At 70.6% G+C, this 22615-nt stretch carries 19 protein-coding genes, 3 pseudogenes and 1 riboswitch; of the genes and pseudogenes, 9 read left to right on the forward strand and 13 right to left on the reverse strand.

Features of this window, described 5'->3' with window-relative positions; all coding sequences use genetic code 11:
- Nucleotides 1–95 precede the first annotated feature (95 nt).
- Nucleotides 96–512: pseudogene (locus ACFY16_RS42195) on the reverse strand (transposase); the annotation flags it as partial.
- 410 nt (nucleotides 513–922) lie between these two features.
- On the opposite strand from ACFY16_RS42195, the gene ACFY16_RS42200 reads away from it, so the two are divergent.
- On the forward strand, nucleotides 923–1756 hold the full coding sequence (locus ACFY16_RS42200) for a hypothetical protein (RefSeq protein WP_390652538.1): 834 nt from the start codon (nucleotides 923–925) through the stop codon (nucleotides 1754–1756).
- 290 nt (nucleotides 1757–2046) lie between these two features.
- Here the strand turns inward: ACFY16_RS42200 and ACFY16_RS42205 are convergent, their stop codons facing one another.
- The 5 genes from ACFY16_RS42205 to ACFY16_RS42225 all read right to left on the reverse strand — a co-directional run bounded on the left by ACFY16_RS42205 (nucleotide 2047) and on the right by ACFY16_RS42225 (nucleotide 6059).
- A complete protein-coding gene (locus ACFY16_RS42205; protein WP_390652539.1) occupies nucleotides 2047–2778 on the reverse strand; it encodes a plastocyanin/azurin family copper-binding protein in 732 nt (243 codons plus the stop codon).
- Nucleotides 2766–3317 (reverse strand): hypothetical protein, encoded by a 552-nt coding sequence (locus tag ACFY16_RS42210; RefSeq protein ID WP_390652540.1) that lies wholly within the window; start codon nucleotides 3315–3317, stop codon nucleotides 2766–2768. Before ACFY16_RS42210 ends, ACFY16_RS42205 begins: the two co-directional genes overlap by 13 nt.
- A gap of 110 nt (nucleotides 3318–3427) precedes the next feature.
- A complete protein-coding gene (locus ACFY16_RS42215) occupies nucleotides 3428–4483 on the reverse strand; it encodes a plastocyanin/azurin family copper-binding protein (RefSeq protein WP_390652541.1) in 1056 nt (351 codons plus the stop codon).
- A gap of 53 nt (nucleotides 4484–4536) precedes the next feature.
- Nucleotides 4537–5871: a copper resistance CopC/CopD family protein gene (locus ACFY16_RS42220; RefSeq protein WP_390652542.1), complete on the reverse strand. Its 1335-nt coding sequence runs from the start codon at nucleotides 5869–5871 to the stop codon at nucleotides 4537–4539.
- A complete protein-coding gene (locus ACFY16_RS42225) occupies nucleotides 5868–6059 on the reverse strand; it encodes a hypothetical protein (RefSeq protein ID WP_390652543.1) in 192 nt (63 codons plus the stop codon). Before ACFY16_RS42225 ends, ACFY16_RS42220 begins: the two co-directional genes overlap by 4 nt.
- A 979-nt stretch (nucleotides 6060–7038) precedes the next feature.
- On the opposite strand from ACFY16_RS42225, the gene ACFY16_RS42230 reads away from it, so the two are divergent.
- Both ACFY16_RS42230 and ACFY16_RS42235 read left to right on the forward strand, forming a co-directional pair.
- Nucleotides 7039–7482, forward strand: a complete 444-nt coding sequence (locus ACFY16_RS42230) for a hypothetical protein (RefSeq protein WP_390652544.1) — start codon at nucleotides 7039–7041, stop codon at nucleotides 7480–7482.
- A gap of 1 nt (nucleotide 7483) precedes the next feature.
- Entirely contained in the window at nucleotides 7484–9481 is a 1998-nt protein-coding gene (locus ACFY16_RS42235; RefSeq protein ID WP_390652545.1) for a tetratricopeptide repeat protein, read from the forward strand.
- 24 nt (nucleotides 9482–9505) lie between these two features.
- Here ACFY16_RS42235 and ACFY16_RS42240 read toward each other — a convergent pair.
- The 6 genes and pseudogenes from ACFY16_RS42240 to ACFY16_RS42265 form a co-directional block, all read right to left on the reverse strand.
- A pseudogene (locus tag ACFY16_RS42240) lies at nucleotides 9506–10812 on the reverse strand (SpvB/TcaC N-terminal domain-containing protein).
- Between the two features lie 469 nt (nucleotides 10813–11281).
- Nucleotides 11282–12085 carry a bifunctional hydroxymethylpyrimidine kinase/phosphomethylpyrimidine kinase gene (gene thiD / locus ACFY16_RS42245; protein ID WP_390652546.1) on the reverse strand — a complete coding sequence of 268 codons (804 nt, stop codon included), beginning with the start codon at nucleotides 12083–12085 and terminating at the stop codon, nucleotides 11282–11284.
- Nucleotides 12082–12783 (reverse strand): thiamine phosphate synthase, encoded by a 702-nt coding sequence (gene thiE, locus ACFY16_RS42250; RefSeq protein WP_390652547.1) that lies wholly within the window; start codon nucleotides 12781–12783, stop codon nucleotides 12082–12084. Before thiE ends, thiD begins: the two co-directional genes overlap by 4 nt.
- Nucleotides 12780–13592, reverse strand: a complete 813-nt coding sequence (gene thiM, locus ACFY16_RS42255; RefSeq protein ID WP_390652548.1) for a hydroxyethylthiazole kinase — start codon at nucleotides 13590–13592, stop codon at nucleotides 12780–12782. Before thiM ends, thiE begins: the two co-directional genes overlap by 4 nt.
- Nucleotides 13593–13632: 40 nt before the next feature.
- A complete protein-coding gene (locus tag ACFY16_RS42260; protein ID WP_390652549.1) occupies nucleotides 13633–15024 on the reverse strand; it encodes a purine-cytosine permease family protein in 1392 nt (463 codons plus the stop codon).
- A riboswitch (TPP riboswitch) is annotated at nucleotides 15017–15112 on the reverse strand. It overlaps the preceding gene by 8 nt.
- Before the next feature lie 111 nt (nucleotides 15113–15223).
- Nucleotides 15224–15658 (reverse strand): annotated as a pseudogene (locus tag ACFY16_RS42265) (carbohydrate-binding module family 20 domain-containing protein); the annotation flags it as partial.
- A gap of 124 nt (nucleotides 15659–15782) precedes the next feature.
- Between ACFY16_RS42265 and ACFY16_RS42270 the strand changes: the two are divergent.
- On the forward strand, nucleotides 15783–16595 hold the full coding sequence (locus ACFY16_RS42270; RefSeq protein WP_390652550.1) for an amidohydrolase family protein: 813 nt from the start codon (nucleotides 15783–15785) through the stop codon (nucleotides 16593–16595).
- 82 nt (nucleotides 16596–16677) lie between these two features.
- On the opposite strand, the gene ACFY16_RS42275 is transcribed toward ACFY16_RS42270, so the two are convergent.
- A complete protein-coding gene (locus tag ACFY16_RS42275) occupies nucleotides 16678–16881 on the reverse strand; it encodes a hypothetical protein (protein ID WP_390652551.1) in 204 nt (67 codons plus the stop codon).
- 377 nt (nucleotides 16882–17258) lie between these two features.
- Between ACFY16_RS42275 and ACFY16_RS42280 the strand changes: the two genes are divergently transcribed.
- From ACFY16_RS42280 to ACFY16_RS42300, 5 genes are all read left to right on the forward strand, one after another.
- Nucleotides 17259–18257: a DUF1259 domain-containing protein gene (locus ACFY16_RS42280; protein WP_390652552.1), complete on the forward strand. Its 999-nt coding sequence runs from the start codon at nucleotides 17259–17261 to the stop codon at nucleotides 18255–18257.
- 576 nt (nucleotides 18258–18833) lie between these two features.
- Nucleotides 18834–20240: an IS701 family transposase gene (locus tag ACFY16_RS42285; RefSeq protein ID WP_390652553.1), complete on the forward strand. Its 1407-nt coding sequence runs from the start codon at nucleotides 18834–18836 to the stop codon at nucleotides 20238–20240.
- 72 nt (nucleotides 20241–20312) lie between these two features.
- The gene (locus ACFY16_RS42290; RefSeq protein WP_390652554.1) at nucleotides 20313–20852 is read left to right on the forward strand and encodes a winged helix-turn-helix domain-containing protein; all 540 of its coding nucleotides are present in this window, start codon (nucleotides 20313–20315) and stop codon (nucleotides 20850–20852) included.
- A 241-nt stretch (nucleotides 20853–21093) separates the two neighbouring features.
- Nucleotides 21094–21300 (forward strand): hypothetical protein, encoded by a 207-nt coding sequence (locus ACFY16_RS42295; protein WP_390652555.1) that lies wholly within the window; start codon nucleotides 21094–21096, stop codon nucleotides 21298–21300.
- Between the two features lie 157 nt (nucleotides 21301–21457).
- Nucleotides 21458–22105, forward strand: a complete 648-nt coding sequence (locus ACFY16_RS42300) for an HAD family hydrolase (protein WP_390652556.1) — start codon at nucleotides 21458–21460, stop codon at nucleotides 22103–22105.
- The last annotated feature ends 510 nt before the right edge of the window (nucleotides 22106–22615 follow it).

Here is a 22615-nt window from a genome sequence, read left to right on the forward strand (position 1 = left end):
CGCATGTCCAGTGCCTCCAGGGCGTTGATCTGCTGTGTGGTGAGCCGGGCGGGGTTGCGGCGCCGTTCGGATAGCCAGCGGCGCAGTAGGAGCGGCTGCCCGATCATGCGGTTGAACAGGTGCCGCTGGGCAGCTGCGTGCCAGTCTCCTCGCTCGCGTCGGCGACGGTAGTGGGCGTCTGCTCCGGGTGAGGACCGTAGGGCGGAGAAGGCCCACAGGTAGCCGGCGTGGTTGAGCCGGTCATTCTTGACCATGCGGCGTCCGACATGGAGTTTCTTCCCGGATGCGCGGGTGACGGGGGCTGATCCCGCATATGCCTTCATGCCGCGGGCGTCGGCGAACCGCTGACGGTCGTCTCCGATCTCGGCGAGTACCCGGGCACCGAGCTGGACCCCCAGGCCAGGGAAGCTCAAGATCACCTCAGCGTCCCGGTGTTGGAGAAAAGTCGCCTCGACCGCCTCTGTGAGTTCGTCGGCCGCGAGGCAGGCGGCTTCCAGCTGCCGTAGGAGGGCGTGTGACGAGATACCCGGCATCCCCCATATCAATGGCCAAGGCAAGGCCGCCGTCGCGCTGTTCCCCGGCCGTTTGGCGTGCAGGGGGCGAGCAGCCTTGTCCGGGAGCCGTGGGGGTGCGGCTCGGCCGTAGCCGTGCGGCGGTGTCATGCCGCCCGAGACGTCCTGAAGAGGGGGGACCGCGCATCGGGACTGCCCGAATGCGCTTTGACCTGCGATGATGAGCGACATTTTACGGGAGGCGGGGCCGGAGTACCTCGCTGGGCTGCTGGTGTTGGCGACCGGGGCTGCGGCCGGCGCCCTGATGCGCTCCGTCCGGAGGCGCCGCGCGGCGGCCCGCCAGCAGGCGGCGCAGGCTGGCCCGGAAGAAAATCTCTGACCCTTCTGCCGAATTGAAATGGGGTGGGACTTTGGAGTCTCGGAAAAACGTCGTCAGTCGGACGACGAAAAGTGTCGTCATTCAGACGACGAAGTGCAGGCCAAGTGAAGAAGTCAGCCGTGAGGCGGCCTGGCAGCATTTACACACACCGCCCGAGCATGATCCGGGCGAGTGGGCGGGCGAGCTTGCCCGGATCACCAGAGTGTTCTCCGTCGCCGACCGCGACCTTGCGAGCGTCGCCGCGAAGTACGACCGCGTGGTGGAGCTCGCCCGCTACCGGGAGGCGGACATCGACGAGACCAGCGTGCTGGCCGCCCTGTTGGTCATACGTACGCTGCGCGACAAGCTCCTGCTGGATGAGCGTCGGCTCATCAGTGCGGCCCGCGCCCTGAAGGTCACCTGGACCCGGATCGGCGTCGCCCTGGAACTCAAAAGCCGTCAAGCCGCCGAGCGACGCTTCCTGCAGCTGCGCGACGACCTCGACGACATCGCCCAGGACGATCTCACCCAGGCCGAGCGTGTCGAAGTCGCCCGCGCACGCCGCGACCGGCGCACCGAGTATGCGTGGGCCACCCGCCACGCCACGCCGATCATCTCACTCGCGCTGCGCCTGGAGGCCGTGCCCGGCCTCCAGCGGCGCGCCGACGATTCACCCGCCGCCCGCCAGGCCCACCAACGCGCCGCGAACAGCGCCGTCTTCAACGGCCGTCCCGCCCCGCCGCCGCCGCGGATGCCGTGGCCGTCGCGACTGCACGAGGCCGTCGAGACCTACCAGGCTCACCAGCATGCCGACCAGGGGGTCCTGTCCTGTTGCGCTTGGCCATGGGAAAACTCCGGTACGGGCGCCGAAACAGGGTTACTGTAACGGCCGGCCTCAACGGGGCATCGGCTCACCGGCCGGCGGGACAAACCGGCGCTTCAGCAGGGCGTCTGCCGCCCGTACCGATCCTTCCGGAACAGCAGTGACCTCGCACGTCGGACGACCAGCAGAACGGGCTCACATCCAGTGGTCGCGAGCGATGCGTGCATGGGCCTGTCTCTGACGGATCAACCCCGACGGATGAACCGCTACCCGCCCGGAGTTACCCCGGGTGTCGCTGTGGACGGTCGTCACTGATGCCGCCTGCACGCAGAGAGTGAGCGGCCACTGGTACGTCAGCTCGGCGAGGCGGTGTCGCGGCGTGCGCCGGCGGCAGCCGAGCGGGAACCGACCAGGAGCAGGCAGAGGACGGCGACCCCGGCGACGATCCCGGCGAGGAGGAGTAGCGGGTCGAGCGGGCGGGCTGCGGACGTGGTGCTGTCGGCCGGTGCGGCCGCCTGCTGGGTGGGTGCTGCCGCGGCGGCTGCCACTGCGGCTGAGGCAGATGGACTGCCCGGCGCGGGCGGGGCGGCTGACGCGCTATGGCCGGCGTGCGCGGTGGGGCCAACCGCGGGAGCGGACTGGGCGGGCTGTGCGGCTGAGGGGGTGGAACCGGCGTGCTGCTGGACGGTCGGGTGCGTGGTGGGAGTGGGTGCGGCGGCCTTGACGACGAGCTGCGCGGACATGCCTGGGTGCACGGTGCAGACGTAGCCGTAGGAGCCGGGCGTGGTGAAGGTGTGGCTCCACGAGCCGCCCTTGCTCAGCAGCGGGGAGTGGATCGACTCCGGACCGGAGGTGGTCTTCACGTCGTGGGGGGCCTGGTCCTGGTTAACCCAGGTGACGGTGTCGCCGGCTGTGATGGTCAGGCTGCGCGGGCTGAAGGCGTAGTTGGACATCACGACGCGGTACGAGGTGGCAGCGTGCGCGGGGCAAGGGGCGAGGAAGGTGAAGGTGCTGGCGAGGAGCAAGGCTGCCAGCAGCAGGCGTACGGCGTGGCCGGGCTGGAAGCGGGTGGTCAAGAGGTGCATGTGAACTCCGCGGCGACGAGCAGGCCGAGGTGGCGTGCGGGGCGTGTCCGGGACAGGGCGAAACCGGTCGTGCGGTGCAGCGGGCCGTAGGGGACGCGCGCGGTGCCGACGACGAGCAGGCTGGCGCCGGTGCGCTCGACGACGCGCAGCAGCAGCGTGGCGGGAAGTGGTTCGAGCGAGGCGTCGCCGGTGCCGACGGACCCGGGCACGCGCAGCCGCGTCCCGCCCGCCACCGGTTCGATCGCCGTACTGACAAAAGTGAGCAGCTCGCCGCCGAGCGCATCGCCGTTCAGTGCGAGGCTCAGGACACAGTGGGCGGGGTCGGGGGCGACGGTCAGTCCCACTTCCTCGACGTCGGCGCGTCGGCGCAGGGTGACCAGCGGGCCGATGCGATAGGTGAGTTCGGTGATGCAGTGGTCGGCGGCAGCTGCGTACGCGCCGGGGCGGGGGAGCCAGTCATGGTCTGGCTGCTCAGGCGCTGTCGCGGTGGACGACGCGTGCACCGGCAGCGGTTGTGTGGCCGGGAGTTCGGTGGTCATGGGGGTACCTCGGGCTCGTGGCGGGCGCCTGCCGGATCGGGGACAATGACGGTGGTGGCGGGCCGGCCGACTGCGACTCGGCCGGCCCGCCACGTTTCATCGCCCCGGTGTCAGCAGGAGTTGGTGAGGTAGTCCTCGGTGGGGGCGAGCATGTGCTCGGCCCAGACGGTGTGCATCTTCACGTAGGCGTCAGGGTTGAGGATGTCCGAGACCTGCTGGCCCAGGGACTCCTCCAGGTGCGCGGAGTTGACGTGCTGGAGAAGCACCGTGAGGGTGCCGTCGCCGACGGAGCCGGCGCCGTTCACGGCCGGGGTGAGGATGGACTCCACCCAAACGGTGTGCATCTTGATGTAGCTGTCGAGGCTGAGCGCGTCCTGGACCTGCTGGCCCGGGGACTCCTCCAAGTGGGCCTTGCCGATGTGCTGGAGGATCGGCAGCAGAACCTGCTGGATGCTGACGCACTGCTCGCTGCCGCCGTCGCCGCTGCCTCCGCTCGTACCACCCGAGCCGCTGCTGCCGCCGGTCGAGCCGTCGCCGGAGCCGCCGGAACTCGATCCGCCCGTGCTGCCCCCGGTGGAGCCGCCCGTGGCGCCCCCTGTGGACCCACCAGCGGAGCCTCCGGTCGAACCGCCCGTGGAGCCGCCGGTCGAACCACCGGAACCGCCGGTCGAGCCGCCGGTGCCGCCGCCGCTGTCGGCGACGACGGTGATGGAGGCGGTCATGTCGGGGTGGACGGCGCAGTAGTACTTGTACGTGCCCGGCTTGGTGAACGTGTACGACCAGCTGTCGCCCTTGCTCAGGGTGCCGGAGTCGAACTTCGCCGGGCCGCTGGTGGTGGTGACCGTGTGCGGAGCGGAGTCCTCGTTGATCCACTTCACCGTCTGGCCGACCTTGATGGTCAGGGCTTGCTGGGCGAACTTGTAGTTCGTGATTTTGATGGTGTGGTCGGCCGCCTTGGCCTGCGCCGCGGCCGGTTGGGCCATGGAGTGGGTCTCAGCGACGGGGGCGGCTGTCGCCGGAGCGACGGCGCCGCTGGATGCCTGGAGGAGGCCCAGACAGGCGGCGGCCGTGATGCCGGCGCCCACGCCGGTGGCCAGCAGTACCCGGTTGCCGGCCCGGGAGCGCCGGTGACGGGGCGGGGGTGCGGTGGTGTCGTCGGTACGCATGATCGGGTGTCTCTCCTTGTCAGATGAGAGGGGGGTGGGGCAGGAAGGGCCGGTCAGCGGCCGGGAGCGGACGTGACCAGCAGACTCGTCGCGGCGAGAACGACGAGGACGAGCCCCGTCTCGGCTGCGACCGAGTAGACGAAGGGCCGTACGGTGGCGCGGTCGCCGCGCAACAGGACCGCGATGTCGAGCCGGGTGCGCACCCAACTCCGGCTGCCCTGGGCGATGAGCAACACCGCGGCCAGGACGGCGAGCTTGAGCAGCAGCAGACGGCCGTACCCGGTGTGGAACAGGGCCTCGAAGGAGCCGACGACCTGCCAGGCCAGCACCGCGCCGGCCACCGCGATCGCCCCGACGGAGACACCGGCGAGGGCGGAGTAGCCGGACACGGCGGCCGACAGTTCTTCCGGGCGGCGCCTGGGCAGTACCCCGAGGAGCAGCAGGGTCAGACCGCCCAGCCACACGGACACACCGAGCAGGTGTACCAGGTCGGCCACGGCGCCCCAACCGGGATGCGTGCCTTCGGCGTCGTGGCCGGCCATGCCGGTCGTACGAAGCAGCCCGAGCGTGACGGCGAGGGCGCCGACCCGCCAGCCCGGCGAGCGCGCGGCCCGTTCACTTCCCTGCAGCAGCGCAGCGAGCACGATCGCGGCGAGCACCCACATCAGCACCCGGCAGGCGGACACGATGCCGACCTGCGTGCCCAGCAGGTCCCGGTACGTGGCCAGGTGGAACGCGTCGCCGAGGGCGCCCATGGCCCCGTACGCGCCCTGCAGTCCCGGTGTGACCAGGCTTGCCGCGAGCCCACCTGCCCAGGCAAGCGTGAGGATGCGGCGGGTACGCCGGTCCTGGGTGCCCTGCGGCCAGAGAAGTGCGAGGAAGACGAGGCCACCGACGTACAGGGCGAGGGCGAGGTATCCGGCCCAGCGCGCAGCCGCCCAAACCGTGCGCACGCTGTCAGAAGGCGTGGGTACGACGGCGGCATCGGAGGCGGAGGCGTCCTTCGTCTTCGCGGTGAGAGCAAAGGAGAGCGTTCCGGAGGTCGGATGACCGTCCTCCATGTCTCGCACCCGCCACACCAAGGCGAGCCGGTCCTGACCGACCATCCTCGGAACGGAGACCTCGACAACATTTCCCCGACGATCGCCGTGGTCCGGACGAGACACAGGGAGCTGCTGCCCGCCACCTGCGGTGACACGGACCTCCGGCAGGTCGACAGATTCGCTGAAGGTCAGCCGTACCGCGGCGGGCGTGTGGGTGATCCGGGTGCCGTCCTTGGGTGAGGACGACTCCAGTTCGGTGTGAGCCGAAGCGGCTGGAGCGAACAGCAGCAGAGCCACAACAGCGGCCAGCGCGGTGGCCCATAGGCGCGCAGCACGATGTCTCACCGCAGCACCTCCGGCAATACCGAGGGTGACAGTGCAACGCCGACGCACAGCGACGAGAGGTCGACGCCCGACGGCGACGAGGAGGGAGACGGCGTCGGGGAGGCCGTGACTTCGGGCGCGTCCGACCCAAGCAGGCCGTCCAGCAAGCCGGTCACGGACGTGAGCGCGCCGCTCAGCAGCGGCTGCACCACGTGTACCTCGCCCTTCCGGCAGCCGTCCGACGGCGTTGGAGAGGGGGTGGAAGAAGGCTGCGGTGAGGGGGAATCCGATGCCGAAGCGGAGGGCCCGGGCATCGGCATCTGGCCTCCATCTCCGCTGTCCGCCTCCTGGCCGCTGCCCCCGTCGGCGGACGACGTGTCGCTTGCGATAGGAATTCCGGCGCCGCCGCCTCCGGCCCAGGAATTCCCAGATGAACCGGCGGCCATATCACCGCCAGGATTGCCGGGATCCCCGGACGCCATCCCCTGTGACGGGGCGACGGAGTCCGACGGAGCCGGGGCTGCTGGCGGTGCTGCTGTGTTGAAGGTCGTGGGTGCGGGTGCGCCAATGCCGGACGCGTATCCGAGCACGACGATCACCGCGGCGACCAGGGCACCGGCCACGATCTCGTCGCGATGGTCTCCCGGCCAGGACGCCCTGGCGAACAAGGACATGCCCCCTCCAGACGCTGTGTGTGAAAGGCAGTGCCCAGGAGTGGAGCGGTACGAGGAGTCCCGACCAATACGCGTCAGTTAATCGCCCGTTTCATTGCCTCATATTCGGCCTCTACCCGACTGTGAGAACGGGCCTCTCCACCCCAATCCGCACAAGACATTCCGTGAAGAAGATGGAGTGTTCGTGAATTCGAACGCGCTCCTCATTTATTCCTTCACTGAATCACCGCGAATGCATAGGCACGGCAGCGGCATCTCTCACAGGTGGCTTGGGCTGATGAACTCGAACGCGCGTTGCCTGAGACGCCCGGCGGCGATGGAGCTTCGTCGCCATCTGTAGGGCGCGAGTGGGACTGCGAGCTCGGCGGGGTCCGGGTCGCGACCGCCGCCGAGCGCCTGAGTGCCGCGACGGCGCACGCGAATGCCCGGAGTCGCGGTGAGGTTCCCTGAAGTCGGGGCATGGAGGCGACGTTGGGGGGATAGTGCTCCCGAGAATCCATTCGGGGAGGGTGCGATGGGGGCGGGAACGGAGCCGTACACGGCCGGGGAACTGGCCGTGCGGTACGCGAAGCTGTCGGACGAGGAGCTGGCCGAGCTGGCCGCGGCCAGCTACGAGTTGACGGAAGCGCTCATGTCGGCGCATCCGCACATGGCGCAGGACGCCGGGTTCGAGCTCTTCGACCGGGGCTGGGCGCGCCGTTACTGGCGGGCCGTCCTCCGGGAGGCCCGCAGCAACGGGGACGGCGGCCAGCTGCGGACGTGGGCCGTGGGGACGACCGTCGCGGGCCTCGCTGAGCTGCTCGTCTCGACGTTCGGCGTGCCGGTGACCGCCGTGTCCAGCGCGGTGGCGCTGGCGATCATCCTCACCCGGGCGGCGAAGGCGGCGCCGGAGGAGCCGGATGGGCCCGAGGGCCGCCAGGCCCCGGAGGACGGCACCCCAGGCACCCCAGGAGCCTGACGTGGCCGCCGCCTTCGACTTCCACACCATGTCGCTGACCCTCGACAGCACGCTGGAGGAATGGCGGCAGGCCTACGCGGACGACATCTCCCGGCGGCAGTGGGGAGCCCTCAGCCCCTGGGACGTCGTCGAGGGGGACCGGAGCAAGGTCCTCAGCTTCCGGCACGAGCACGCGCACTTCATGTCGTTCGCCGCGTCCGGGCTCGCCGACCTGTACGGCGTCGTCTCGGACTACGTGTACGTCCTGACGTACAGCGTCATCCACCGGAAGCTGATGGCGGACGATTTTCTGGCCGTCCCCGTGCTGTCCGAGTCCCCGGGGCCCGCAGGGGAGGACCCCGCCGACGGGGCCGCCCGTGCGGCCTGGGACCAGGTCAACCGGCTCCGGGCGTGCCTGTTCGGCTTCGGCATGCGCGGGCCGCTCACGCAGGTCACAGACGCCGGCCCGCACGACGCGTTCTGGGCGCTCCACGCCGACACCGCCGAGGACTTCCGGCCGATCATCGAGCGGTACCGGCGGCTGCTCGACGCGCTCGCCGACACCCGTGACGTACCCGATCCGGGGCCCGCCCTGCCCCTCGTCCAGCTGTCCGGCGGGCGGCAGCGGCGGCTGTCGGCGCGGGCCGTGATGGAGGCGTACGCCGTCGCAGTCGAGCTGAGCGCGACGCACCTGCGCTTCACGTGGTCGTCCGGAAACTACTACAGCCGGCCCACGCAGCGCCGGCCCGGCCCGCTGTACACGGCGGCCCTGGAGTACGCCCTGGAGGCGGTCGGCAGCCCGGGCGCAGGCCTGGGCACCTTCCTGAGCGGCGGCGACACCACGGACTACGTCCTCATGACGACGCTGACCTTTGCCGCCATGCAGGTGCCTGTGCAGCAGGAGCTCGACGGCGAGGTGTCCATCGGCGGCACCCTGGCGACCCTCTCGGTCGCGCACCGCTTCCAGGCCGTCGTCGAAGGCATCCGAGAGGGCCGGATCCCGCTCCCGCCGGCCGAGACCTGGGGGTCGCGCGAGGAGAACCGGGCGATGCGAGAATGGCTGACCGCCTGCCACCGGGCCCTCGGCGACGCGCACAGCATGAACATGTACAAGGCGGCACGGGCCGCGTTCGAGGAGGACGGGCCGCTGCGCTCGATGACCGGGCGGTCGCAGTCGCTCATCCAGCTGTCCTGGGCCGCCCGGGCCAACTTCCAGGACCAGCCGAGCCAGTGGGTCTGCGACGCGGGGCTGTGGGCCGAGCGGTTCCTCTGCCCGCCGCGGTTCCTGCGGACCGCCGACGGCAAGGTGATTCACCTGATGGAGGCCGCGGAGTTCGAGCACCGGTGGATCGGCGAGCACGCGGGCACCATCCTGGAGGCCGCGGTCTTCGGCGACCAGTGGGAGAGCACCTGGGAGAAGCTGCCCGAACTCGGGGACGACAGCCGGGTGGACAGCGTCTTCAGCGCCGTCGTCCACACACAGTTGTTGTTCCAGTTCTTCGACGCGGAGCATCTCCCACCCCTCATACCGGTCGTCCGCGCCGATTGGCCCACCGGGCCCGTGGAGCTGAACCGGCTCGGGCTCGCGATGCAGCGTGAGGGGCGTTATGGGGACGCCCTGCACGCCCACTACCGCGTGGTGCAGCTGTTCCAGGCGGCCGGGGAGTACTACGCCGAGGCGGTCGCGCTCACCGCGTTCGCCCGCGCCCTGGGGAAGGCCGGCCGCATGTCGGACGAGGCCGCCGGCGCCCTCGAGCGCGCGATCCGGATCTTCGAGGGGGTCGGGGACGTGCACCGCGAGGGCCGCGCGCGCCGCCAGCTCGCCCTGATCCGGGACGCGCAGGGGCGCCGCGACGAGGCCGTCGGCCAGTTCAGGCGGGCCGCCGCGCTCGCCCGCCGGGTCCGGGACGTGCGCCTGTGGGTCGGTGCCACGGCCTACCTCGCACGTGCCCGGGTGCCCGCCCGCTTCCGCAGGAGCGGAACGGGAAGGGCGAGGAGAACCACTGAGGCGGGGCCCTGAGCACTCCGCGCTGCAGGCGTCGGCTCACCACGTCCGAGGGTGTGTCGGCGCTGGTGGCAGGCTTGCGCGACGGCTTGATGGTGGCGGCGTCAGGGGCATCCAGTGCAGGACGTGCTCCGTTTCTCGGACGGGTGGTGTGAGGACGAAGGCCCGGAGGAGCCGGATGAGTTCGGGGCAGGTCAGCGAGACGAGGCGGACCTCTCCCGCGGGAACGGCGCCGGTCACGGCCGCGGTGACCGAGGCCAGCACCGCGCCCGCCGGATGGCCGCGCGAGCGGTCGTCGGCCACGCCCCGGATGTCGCGGTAGGGCAAGGTCATCGAACGCACCAGGCAGTCCTGGCCCACGTCCGGGTCGCCCGGGAAGTGGTGAAACATCAAGATCCGTTGGCACAGGCGGTAGGTGCGTACCTCGAAGCCGGACCGGTGGCTGGAGAACGCATCTTGGCGGCAGTGCCACCCACGGCCGGGCGTGGGCTTCGCCGTCGGCCACTGGTAGCCGGGCGGGGGATCCTCGTCCGGCGGGGGCAAGGGGGCATGGTCGCCGTAGTCGAAGACCAGCTCGACGTGCCACCCGTCCTCCGGGTCCCGCTCCGGTGGCGGATCGGCGAGGCGGCTGACCTTGTTGCCGTACCGGATCGCCTTCAGGTACCGGTTCGTGGTGCGGCTGGCGGAGGGCCGGTGACGTTCGTGCGCGGCGGAGAGATCGACGCCGGTGTCGTCCTCCTCCGCATAGTGGTAGACGGTCGCGTTGCCCTTGGCGTCGAACGACTCACAGATCAGCCAGCTGAACACCCGGCCCACAGGATCGGCCGGGTCAGCGATGCGGGAGTTGGTGTCCCGGCCGTAGACGGTGGTGATGTTGTCCCAGCTGATGGACCGCCAGTGCACCTCACCGGAGTGCTTCGCGGTCCAGCGTTCGATTCGCGCGTACAGGCCCTCGATCCGCGGCCGGTAGCGGACCATTTCGTAGCCGATGCCCTGAACGGTCCGCGGACGCTTCTCCGGCCGACCGTCCGTTTCCACGGTGGGTACCAGATCCTCGGCGCTGGAGAGGACAGACCCAGACTCCAGCCCAGACCAAACAGCCCGTGCGCAGCACCGGAGTCGTACGATAAGGCCAGCTGCGGGCCGAAGCCCGAACGCCCCGAGCTTGCCGGGAGAGGAATCGTCAGCGACCCGGTGCCGGTGGCCGGGTTGGCCGCGAACTTTTCCCCGATCCCCCGCACCGCACCGCCGCCCTTGGGCAGCGTCACCGCCGGCGGCGCCGGGACACCAGCCAGGGCCCCAACGCCGCCGGTGGGAGAACCGGCTCCCCGCTCTGGTTCAGCCACCTCGTCGCCTCCTCCGAGGTGCTGGCGATGGGCGTCAAGGCGGGCGTCGGCCTCGGGGTGCTGCGCGACGCGCTGCTCGCGAGTCCGGCCGCGTCGAACTTCCTGGAGCACGACGTCCTGTCCGTGCTCCAGGGCGGCGACTAAGACGACTCGTTCGGGATGGCGCTGGCCTGCAAGGACCTCGGGCCCGCCGTCGACCTCGGCCGCGACCTGGGCATCTCCACGGAACTGTCGGCCCTGGTCGAGTAGATCTACCGCCGCGCCAAGGCCCGGCACGGCGACGTCGCGGGCGAGATGAGCACGGTGCGGCTGTACGAGGAGCTGGCCGGCGCGGAGTTCCGGCTGCCCGCCCCTCCGCGCGGCGCTGTGGAGCCGGTCGGCGTCTGACAGCGCGGGTGTGACGGACGCCTGCCGCGCCGCTCCGGCGGGCGTCCGTCACACCACCGGCACACACCACCCCGGGCAGGCGTCACACCACCGGCACACACAACCCATGACGCACCGGCCCGATCCCCGCGCCCAGCGCGAACCCGGCGGCGATCGCGCCGGTGACGTACTCCTTGGCGCGGCGGACCGCCTCGGGCACTGGCTGGCCCTGGGCGAGGCCGACGGCGATCGCGGAGGCGAGGGTGCAACCGGTGCCGTGGGTGTGCCGGTTGTCCAGGCGCGGGGCGCGCAGCCAGTGCTCCTCGGTTCCGTCGGTCAGCAGGTCCACGGCCTCGCCGGGCAGGTGGCCGCCCTTGACCAGCACCCAGCGCGGACCGTACGCCAACAGCCGCTCGGCCGCGGCCCGTTGGCCCTTCTCGTCGCTCACGGGGACGCCGGTGAGCTGGGCGACCTCGTCGAGGTTCGGGGTGATGACGGTGGCGAGTGGCAGCAGTGCGGTGCGGACGGTGTCCACGGCCTCGGCGGCCAGCAGCACGTCACCGTGTTTGGAGACGCTCACCGGGTCGACCACGAGGGGGGCGGGTGCGTCGGCGAGCAGGGCGGCGACGGTCTCGACGAGTGCGGGCGAGGCGAGCATCCCCGTCTTGACCGCCTGTACGCCGATGTCGTCGACCACACTGCGGTACTGGGCCCGCACCGCCTCGGCCGGAAGCTCCCAAGCGCCTTGCACACCAAGGGAGTTCTGCGCGGTGACGGCGGTGACCACGCTCATGCCGTGCGCGCCGAGCGCGAGCATCGTCTTGAGGTCGGCCTGGATGCCGGCGCCGCCGCCGGAGTCGGATCCGGCGATGGTCAGCACGCGCGGCGGCGGTACGTGGCTGGTCATGAACGGCTCTCCTCGTAGGGCGTGACGGCGGCCCAGGCGCGGGCGTGGGCCGCGGCTGCCGCGCGCGGGTCGGGGGCGGCGCAGATACCGGAGACGACGGCGGCCCCGGCCGCGCCCGCCGCCCTCAGGTGCGGCAGGTCGGCGGGGGTGACCCCGCCGATCGCCACGGCGGGCAGGGGGCTGAGCGCGGCCAGGCGGGCAAAGCCGTCCAGGCCCAGGGACAGCGGGGCGTCGGCCTTGGTGCGGGTGGCGTGCAGGGCACCGATGCCGACGTGGTCGACGCGGGCGTCCGCGTCCCGCGCGGCGGCGTGCAGCTGGGCCGGGGTGGCGGCGCTCAGCCCGATGACCGCCGAGTCCCCGACGAGGCCACGTACGGCGGCGGGCGGCAGATCCGACTGCCCGATGTGGACGCCGGTGACGCAGGCACCGGCCGCCCGTGCGGCGAGGAACACGTCGACGCGGTCGTTGACGATCAGGGCGACGGACGCGGGCAGGAGGGCTGCGACCTCCAGGACGGTACGCAGGAACGCGCTGCCGTCGGCGTGCTTCTCCCGGATCTGCACGGCGGTGACGCCGCCCGCGACCGCCGCGCTCACGGTCTCGGCGACGCTGCGCCCGGCCGCCACGCACTGGGCGGCGTCGGTGACCAGGTATACGGACAGGTCGACAGGCCCCGCCGAGGAGTTGCCGATACTCACGAGAGGTCCTTGCGGGCCGCCAGTTCGCCCGGGGTGAGGGCGGCCAGCGCGTCGAGGAAGGCGACGGCGAAGCCGCCGGGTCCTGCCGCGTGCGCGGCGGCCCGCTCAGCGGCCGCGTTGTAGGCGGCGACGCCCGCCGTGGTCGTGGCCAGGCGGTCCCCGTCCACGGCGGCGAACGCGGCGAGGACGGCGCCGAGGGCGCAGCCGCCGCCGGTCACCCGGGTCAGCAGCGCGTCGCCGCCGGTGACCCGTACGCGCCGGGTGCCGTCGGTGACCAGGTCGACGGGGCCCGACACGGCGACGACGCCGCCGGTGGCCCGGGCCAGCACGTCGGCAGCTCCGGCGGCGGCCTCCACACCGTGCGCCGCGTCGACTCCGCGTCCGCCCGCGCCGTCCCCGGCCAGGGCCAGGATCTCGGAGGCGTTGCCCCGGACGACGGCGGGACGCAGGGCGAGCAGGCGCCGGGCCAGCGCGGTCCGTACGGGCAGCGCCCCGACGGCGACCGGGTCGAGGACCCACGGGGTACCGGACGCACCCGCTGCCTCGGCCGCCTCCACCATGGCCGTGCGCTGTTCGGCGTGCGGGGTGCCCAGGTTGACGAGGACACCGGAGGCCACCGGGGCGAACGCCCCGGCCTCCTCGGGGATGTCGACCATGGCGGGCGCGGCGCCCAGGGCGAGAAGCACGTTGGCGGTGAAGTTCGTGACGACCGAGTTGGTCAGGCACTGCACGAGCGGGGCGGACTCCCGTACGCGGTCCAGGGCGTACCCGGTGTAGGCGGGGGTGAGCGGTTCGAGGGTGTGCGGCACGGGACGGCTCCAAGACGGAAGAGGGGCGGAATGTACGGGCTCAGCCGCGGACCGGTCGGCGGCGCAGCCGCACCGGGCCGTAGACGAGCGCCGCGGCCAGGAAGGCGACGTAGTAGGCGAGGTCGGCGCCGTGCAGTGCGGCGGCGAGAGGGCCGACGTACAGACCGGTGTCCATGAACGGGACGGCGGCGGCGAACGACAGCGCGAACGCGGACACGGCCGGCCAGGCGGGCCGTGGCGGCTCCGCGGCCAGGTCGACGGGGCGGCCGGAGCGCTCACGGCGGCGCGCGAGCCAGTCCACGACGACGATCGCGACGAAGCCGGGGATCCAGTAGCCGACGAACAGCAGCACGTTCTGGAAGCGGGTCGCGGTGTCCGCGGCGTGCATCCACAGCACCAGCGGAAACCCGGCGAGGGCGGCCAGCGCGGCGGCGAGGGGGCGGGGGATGCGGACACCGACGGTCTGCAGCGCGAGCGAGCCGCTGTAGTCGTTCATGGCGTTGCTGCACAGCGCGGCGAGCGCGACGGCCAACAGGCCGAGGGCGCCGGGCGCCCCGCCGCCGAGCAGGGTGTCGACGCCGTGTGCGGTCTGGTCGGTGAAGACGGCGGCGCCCCACAGCCCGAGCGTCTGCACGGCCGTGAACGAGACGACGACCCCGAGCAGCGTGCACCAGAACATCCGCACCGGCGACGTCTCGCGCGGCAGGTAGCGGCTGAAGTCACTGGCGTACGGCGCCCAGGACAGCGCGAGGCTCAACGCGATCGTGCCGGTCAGGACAAATACGCCGGCCCGGTCGGCGCCGTGGACGCTGCCGTGCGCGAGGCCGCCCGCTCCGGTGTCGGCCAGGCGCCAGGCCAGCGCGGCGAAGGCCAGGGCCAGCACCGCGGTCATCGTCTTCTGAAGGCGGTGGATCGCCTCGTAGCCGAGGACGCCGAGTGCGCCCTGGGCAGCCATCATGACCAGAACGCCGAGCCAGAACGGCCAGCCGCACAGCCGGGCGAGCGCGTCCCCGCCGAACAGGCCGATGAGCGCGTCCCACGCGATGGACGACAGCCACTGGAGCACGCCCGGCAGTACCACAGCCCGGCCGAACGCGAGGCGGGCGAGTGGCAGTTGGCCGGCTCCGGTCCTGCTTCCCCAGGTGCCGAGGTACGCGGTGGGTATCGCCCCGATCACCGTGCCGAGGACGACGGCGGCCAGCGCGGTCGCGAAGTCAAGGCCGAGCGCGACGCCGACGGTGCCGGTGAAGACTCCGGTCATGGTCAGGTTCGGCGCGAACCACACGGTGAACAGGCGTCCCGGACCGCCATACCGATGGCTCTCCGGGACCGGCGCGATCCCCCGCGCCTCGATCCGCCAGTCCCCCGGCGCACTCGGCATCCGCCCGTCGAAGGCGGCCACAGGGCCGGAAGAAGCATGGGGCAGCGTCATCGAACGACATCCCTCCGCCAGTGCTAACTGGTTCAGGTTCAACGGGTGTGATCTCAGCCCCTCGGTGGGGGCACCCCGTGTCGGGCAGTTCCGCGTACGAGGGTAACGCGCGCGCGGCAGCCGGTCGTACCGGGGCCCGGCGTCCCCGGGGAGGCGGGGGACGCCGGGCTGCGGGTCGTACGAGGGACTGGCGGGCAGCTCAGCTGCGCCAGGTGTCGTTCAGGGTGACAAGGCCTGAGGAGGGGACGGTCGCGGTGCGGTTGGCGCCGCTCTCCCAGGTGACGTTGCCGTCGGCGTCCTTGAGGATGTACTTGTACTCGAAGGAGGTGCCGGCGGGCAGGGACACGTCGAGCTTCCAGACCGGGTACGCGGCGGGGTCCAGTTTCAGGGCGTTCCCGGTGTTCCAGTTGCCCAACTGGTCCTTGTTCCCGGTGACATAGATGTTCTCGCCCCACACGGTGGTGGCGTTGACGTTGAAGGAGGCACCGGTGGCGGGGTCCGGTTCGGTCGTGCCGCTCCCGCAGGTCTTGGCACCCACGTGCAGGGCGACCGCGGTGTTGGCGCCGAGGGTCGCGGTGAACTGTCCGGAGGAGTTCACGGTGACGCCCTTGCCGGACTGCACGTCGCAGTAGTTGCGGGACACAGGGCTTGCCGGGGCACGGATGACCCCCTAGGGTCGCGTAAGCAAGCGCTTAGACAGACGTTCCGGGCCTCGCCCTGGCGCTCCCGCAAGGAACCGGAAGGAAGAGGTGGCACGCGTGCCCGTCATCGACGCCTGGCTGCAGCACCCGACGGTGCGCCACTCCAACCACGAGATGTTCGACTCCCTACGCCGGTGGACCGGCCGCGGTCTGCTCGACGAACCCCTCCCGGTGGAGACGACGGTCGCCGCCCTCAAGGCCGCCGACGTGGAGATCGGCCTGTCCGCCGCCTGGTACGGCCCGCAGGGGCCGCTGATCAGCAACGATGAGGTCGCCGACTTCGTGGCCCGGTCGGACGGCCGGCTGCGCGGAGTGGCGGGCGCCGATCTGCGCCGCCCTGTGGAAGCCGTGCGCGAACTGCGGCGGGCCGTGGAGGAACTGGGGTTCGTGGCGCTGCGGATGGTGCCGTGGCTGTGGGAGCTGCCGCCCACCGACCGGCTGTACTACCCGCTCTACACGGCCTGCGTGGAACTCGGCATCCCGTTCTGCACCCAGGTGGGGCACACCGGCCCGCTGCGCCCGTCGGAGACCGGCCGACCCATCCTCTACATCGACCAGGTGGCCCTCGACTTCCCCGAACTGACCATCGTCTGCGGGCACATCGGCTACCCGTGGACCATGGAGATGATCGCGGTCGCCGACAAGCACACCAACGTCTACATCGACACCAGCGCCTACACCGCCCGCCGCTACCCCACCGAACTCGTCGCCTACCTACGCGGCCGCGGCCGCCACAAGGTCCTCTTCGGCACCAACTACCCCATGATCACCCCAGCTCAGGCCCTTGAGCACCTGGACGCACTCGAACTCGACGACGAAGCCCGGGAGTTGTTCCTGATCGGGAACGCGCGGCGCGTCTTCTCCCTGTAGGTCATCCCACTCAGCGACTTGTGCAACATCACCGGACCAGTCGTCCATGACCGGGAACTACCCGGCGAACCTGATCACCGAACTACAACTGAAGCGTTAGGCAGTGCTCCACGATCGTCCAGCACATCTCGGCTGATGGAAGTGCTTTGCCCTCCAGGTAACTCTCGACCCGGAAGGTCAGCTTGCCGAAGACGCGCCACAGTTCGTCGTCAAGACCGGTCGCGCTGACCAGCCGCTTCAGTTCGTCCCTGACCCGGTGCTGTTCAGGCGGGGCGGCGATGGCCACGCGAGGGGCTCTCGGTGTGAACTCCCGGGCCTTGTCCATATCTGTGACCAGCTTCAGGTACCGGTCCCTCCAGTGGATCGCGGCCCGCCGTCCTTCGTGGTTCCGGGGAAGCCTCTCGACCCACTCCCAGGCGGACTCTACGTAGATCTGCTCAGACAGATCCTCCTCCGCCGGGTTACCGGCCCACCAGCGAAGCAGCGTCCCTACGGTCTCCCCCGAAGCTACGGCGGGAGGCGATCATGGGGGACTTCGCGGCTCAGGTGGAGGAGCTGTACATGCGGTAGGAGGCCCCTGTAGCCCACCTGGCCGCACGTGGCGGTGCAGATCACCGGTCCGAGCGTCCTCGCGTGCTTCCATCGCGCCAGGAGGCATACGACATGGCTGACGACCTACAGCAGGACACCCACTCCAATCTCGCAGCGTCCCGGCGCCGTGTGCTGGCCGCGGCCGCTCTGGCTCCCTTGCTCACCGGGGCCCCGGCCGCCGCCCACGCCCTGTCCGCCGGACCGAGGAACCGTGCGCTGGTCAAGCCGGTGATGACCAAGCTGGCGGACTGGGCGGACGTGGGCAACGCCCTCGGTGGACCCGGCGACATAAGGCGGTTCATGTACCACACGGGCCTGCTGCGCCGGGACCTCATGGTGTTCTCCCGAGGCATCCGGATCCGCCCAGCGCTCGCCTTGGGCACGCACATGTCCTTCGTCCGGTACGCCGACGGCAGCACGCTGCTGATGGGCGACGCCGTGGTCACCGAGCACGAACTGCAGCGCTTCATCGACGCCCTGCAGGAGCACGGGATCCAGCAGACCGCCATCCACAAGCACCTGCTTGCCCACAAGCCGGAAGTCTGGTGGATCCATCTGCACGCCCACGGCCACGACCCGGTCGCCGTCGCCCGTGGTCTGCGTGCCGCGCTCGACTGCACCGCCACCCCGCCCGCCGAGCCGTCGGCCCCCTCGCTGCCCGTCGACCTGGACACCGCCGCCATGGACGCCGCGATGGGCGTCAAGGGCTCCGCCGAGGACGAGATCTACAAATACACCTTCGTCCGCCGCGAGACCGTCAACGACGGCCACGTGATCCTGCCCCCGGGGCTGGGCTCCACCACCGCGCTCATCTTCCAGCCGCTCGGTAACGGCCGGGCCGCGATCAGCGGCGACCTCGTGATGATCGCGGAGGAGGTCCAGCCCGTCCTCGTGGCGCTGCGGCGCGGCGGAGTCGAACTCGTCGAGGTGCACCACCACAACCTGACCGACGAACCGCGCCTGTTCTTCGTCCACATCTGGGCCGTCGGCGACGCCGTGCAGCTCGCCAAGAGGCTTCGCCACGCCGTGGATGCCACCAATGTCGTACCTATGCCCGGAGGATCCGGCTGATGACCGGTGAGAGCCAGACGATCACCTGCCCGTTCGACTTCAGCACAGCCTGGATTTCGACCCCGCGGCGGCCGACGGGAAGGTTCCCCGTCGACCGCCGCAGTGGATGACCACCGTGGTCACAAGCCGATGCCCTCGGTCGCGTTGTCTTGCCACTTTTCGCCCTCGTCGGCCGCCGGAAGGGCAAGCGGCCGGAGAAACTCCGCACCCAGGGCGGCTGGTCCAAGAACTCCCCCGTCTTCTGGGAGTACGTGGCTGTGGTGACGAGTCCATGCCCCAGCGCGTCGGCCTCGGAAGCCACGACGCTGTCGCTCATCCAGATGCGGCAGCATCGCCGCGAACTTCGTATCGAGCACCGCCAGGACTTCATCCGGAATCATCACAACAGCCCAACTACCACACCAAACCGAGACGTTGACTCGAACCCCGCAGTAGTTACCGGTAGTTCGTTAAATCCGGTGTTGGTGCGGGTTGACGGCAGGTCGGGTTGGTCGTAGGCCGGTGGGAAGGAGTCAATTGCCTTGTTGGGGGCTGAAGATGACCGCTCGCCGTCCGTGTCCGCCTGCGCCGGGGCCGTTGGAGGAGTACGCGGCCCGGTTCGACGACCTCTTCTTCAGCCTGGCGCAGCGGCGGGGTTTTCGCGAGTACCTGACCGGGCTGCTGGCGCCACGGGAGCGGAACAAGACGATCACCTGCCTGGCAGGGGCGGAGCCGGTGGCGGGTGCGGGGATGCCAGGGGTGCAGCGGCTGCAGTTCTTCCTGTCCGAGTCCCCTTGGGAGGTCGAGCAGGTCAACGACCGGCGGCTTGAACTGCTGCGCGAGCAGCGGGCGACGGCTCCGCACGACGGCGGGGTCATCGTGATCGACGACTCCGGGGATCGCAAGGACGGCACAGCCACCGCGCATGTCGGCAGGCAGTGGCTGGGCCGGTTGGGCAAGACGGACAACGGCATCGTCACGGTGACCACGGTGTGGACCGACGGCCGCGTCTACTACCCGCTGCACACGACTCCCTACACCCCCGCCCACCACTTCACCCGCGGCCGCTCCGACCCGGCCTTCCGCACCAAACCGCAGCTGGCCGCAGCCCTCGCGGCCCGAGGGAAGGAGGCCGGCTTCAGCTGCCGGGCGGTCGTCGCCGACTGCGCCTACTCCGTCAGCGACGACTGGTACCTCGCACTACGCGAGGCCGGCCTGGCCTACGTGGTGGCCCTCAAGCCGCACCGCGGCACCTGGGCTCCGGCGGACCAGCCGCACACCCCTATCGAGGCGGCAGACGCCCTGACCTGGCGCGATGCCAAGCGTCCAGGCGACTGGACGCCCGTGGAGCGTCACTTCCGCGACGGGCACACCGAGACCTGGTGGGCCGCTGATGCCCGCCTGGGCGGCTACGGCCCCGACTCACCCTGCCGCCTGGTCGTGGCCACCACCAACCCAGCCGACCTGCCGGAGAAGGCCACCTGGTACCTGGCCACCAACCTGCCCCACCCCGAGGCACCCCACACCACCACCAGCCAGCACCCCCCGGCCGACCTCGCCGAGATCGTCCGCCTCTACGGCCTGCGGCCATGGATCGAGCAGAGCTACAAACAGATCAAGGACGAACTCGGCTGGGCCGACTTCCAAGTCCGCTCCGACCGCGCCATCCGTCGCCACCAGACCCTGGTCAACTGCGCCTTCTCCTTCTGCTGGGACCAGTGGTTCGCCCCACCGGGGCCGCTGGATGCCACCGCGCCGGACCCGTGCCCCGACGAGGGGCCAGAGAGGGGGCCCCTCCCTACCCCACCAGCCCCAACAGCCCTGCTGGCCCAGGGCCTTACGCGCCATCCGTTCCTGGCTCACCCCCGCCATCACCCTCACCCGATGGTGGCGAGCCTGGACGGACAAGGACCCACCCTCCGAGCTCCAGGCCCTGATCGACGCGGTCACCACCGGACACGGCATCGACCTCTACCGCCGGATTTAACGAACTACCGTTACTGATTTCGGCGTTTCGGGGTCTGGATTTGTGTCGCGACTGGTGACGTGGTCTGTCCGGGCTGGTACGCCGGAGGCATGCGGTATCCGGACGGGGGCGGGCTGACCGCCGAGCAGCGCAGGCGCCGGGAAGAGGTACGGATGCGGGCCGTTGACCTCTTCGAGGAGGACGTGGAAGTCCCGTGCATCGCGCGGGAGTTACGGGTGAGCGAGAAGTCGGTCTACCAGTGGCGCCGTACCTGGAGGACGGGCGGACGCGAGGCGCTGCGTTCCAGGGGCCCCTCCGGCTACGACTGCCGGCTCGGTCCCCACCTGCAGGCCAAGCTCGCGACATGGCTTGATGAGGGGCCGGCCGCGCACGGCTGGGTGGACGACCAGGTGTGGACCGCCTCCCGGGTACGCACGCTGATCGGGCGGAAGTTCCACCTCTCCTACAGCGTCTCCGGGGTCACCCGGCTGCTGCACCGGATGGGCTTCAGCGTGCAGGTGCCCGCCCGGCCCGCCGCCGAACGGGACGAGGACGCGATCACTGCCTGGCGGGAGGTGACCTGGCAGGAGGTAAAACCCTCCGGGCGGCGACCGGCGCGTTCATCTGCTTCGAGGACGAAGCGGGCGTGACCGGCCGTCCGCCCAAGGGCCGCACCTGGGGCCGACGCGGCATCACCCCGAGAGTCAAGGTCTCCGGCCGCAGTCGGGGACGGCTCTCGGTGGCCGGGCTGCTGTGCTTCCGGCCGGGTCTGCCCGCCCGCCTGTGCTACCGGCTGCGTCGGCATACCGGCCGCAAGGGCGAGCGCCGTTCACTGGGCGAAGCCCGGCCAGCCCTCGGGCAGGCTCACTGCCGGTCCTGTTCGTCCTTGCGGTGCTGCTCCTGCCTCGCCCTCTGACCGCGCCCAGGACCGCCACGACCGGCCTGAACGCGCGCACCTGCACCTGGAATGCGAAGGAGACCAAGCCCATCGCGATCGACCAGGCCATGTACACCATCGTCAGCGGCGCCAACACGAACATCACCGCGACGCCGAATTGGATCGGCACGAAAGTGCCGGGTGTGCGACCCCGTTGGTGAACCTCTCCGCCTGCGTCATCACGAGCCCCGGCGGCACGGGCACCGCAGCGTTTCACCACAAGCACGAAACCTACCGCGACCACATGTGAGCACGGCGCTCGAATGCAGATCGGCTCGAGATCATGAGCTTGGAATGCGCCCAGATAAGGTCATGCGCATGCGCCTCGCTCTCTTCGACCTGGACGGCACCCTGGTCGACCGCACTGCCGCCTTCGCGGACGCGATAGCGGACCTCAGCCACGATCACGCCTACGGCCCGGAGATCGAGCACTGGCTGCTGACCGAACTCGCTGACCGTGCCGACCGCACAGACTTCGACCGACTGCGCGCCACGTTCCAGCTCAACGAGTCCGCAGACCATTTGTGGCGCGTCTACGTCGACCGCATGGCAGCCGCCGTCACCTGCCGTCCAGCCGTCCTCGACAGCCTCGCTCGCCTCAAGGACGCAGGCTGGAGCATCGGCGTCGCTACCAACGGGGCCAGCGACATCCAGCGAGCCAAGGTCAGAGCTACCGGCCTTGCCCATCTGATCGACGGCATCGCCGCCTCGGGCGACATCGACGTCCGCAAACCTGACCCCAGATTGTTCGAACTTGCCGCAGCCCGGTGCGGCACCCAACTCACCCCCGGTGACTGGATGACCGGCGACAACCCCGAATCCGACATCGCCGGCGGATACATGGCCGGCCTGCGTGCGATCTGGGTGCGCGGTCGGCCGTGGCCCGACGGTCTTGCGACGCCGCACCACACCGTCGATGACGTCACCGAGGCCATCGACTACCTGCTCACCCACTCCGCGGAGTAGCCCTGTGACCCAGCAGCCCGTCGTCGGTATCCTCCACCCGGCAGCATGGGCGCCGCTGTCGCCGCCTGCGCCGCGACCAATAGGTGCGCACAGGCTTCGACAAGCCGCTGTGATGTTGCCTTCATCCGTCGCGAGGCCAGGCATGTGGTCTGCCATCCCAGGAGCGGGCAACTCTGAACTGGATGCCCCGAAGCCGCTCGAAGACTGTGGAACGGACAAGTAGGCGACCCTCCAGCGGCCGCGGTCGGATCAACCAGGCGCACAACCTGCTGCTGGTCGGCAACGTCGCTGCGCAGCAGCGATCGAGGGGGCTGCGGCCGGGGAAGTGGCCTCTGGTCAACTTCGCGGCATGAGGTTGTTCAAGCGGGCCGACAAGTCCGAGGGTGCTGATCAGGCCATGGATAGCGCTGATCTGGGGACCTCCCCCCGGGTGGTGGACACCCTGACGCCGACCCCGGTGGGGGTCGGGAGAGGGTGACCGATTATGGTGATGAAGGTCTATTCGCCCGA

It is taken from the genome of Streptomyces sp. NPDC001315 (genome assembly GCF_042896175.1).
Taxonomy (GTDB): domain Bacteria; phylum Actinomycetota; class Actinomycetes; order Streptomycetales; family Streptomycetaceae; genus Streptomyces.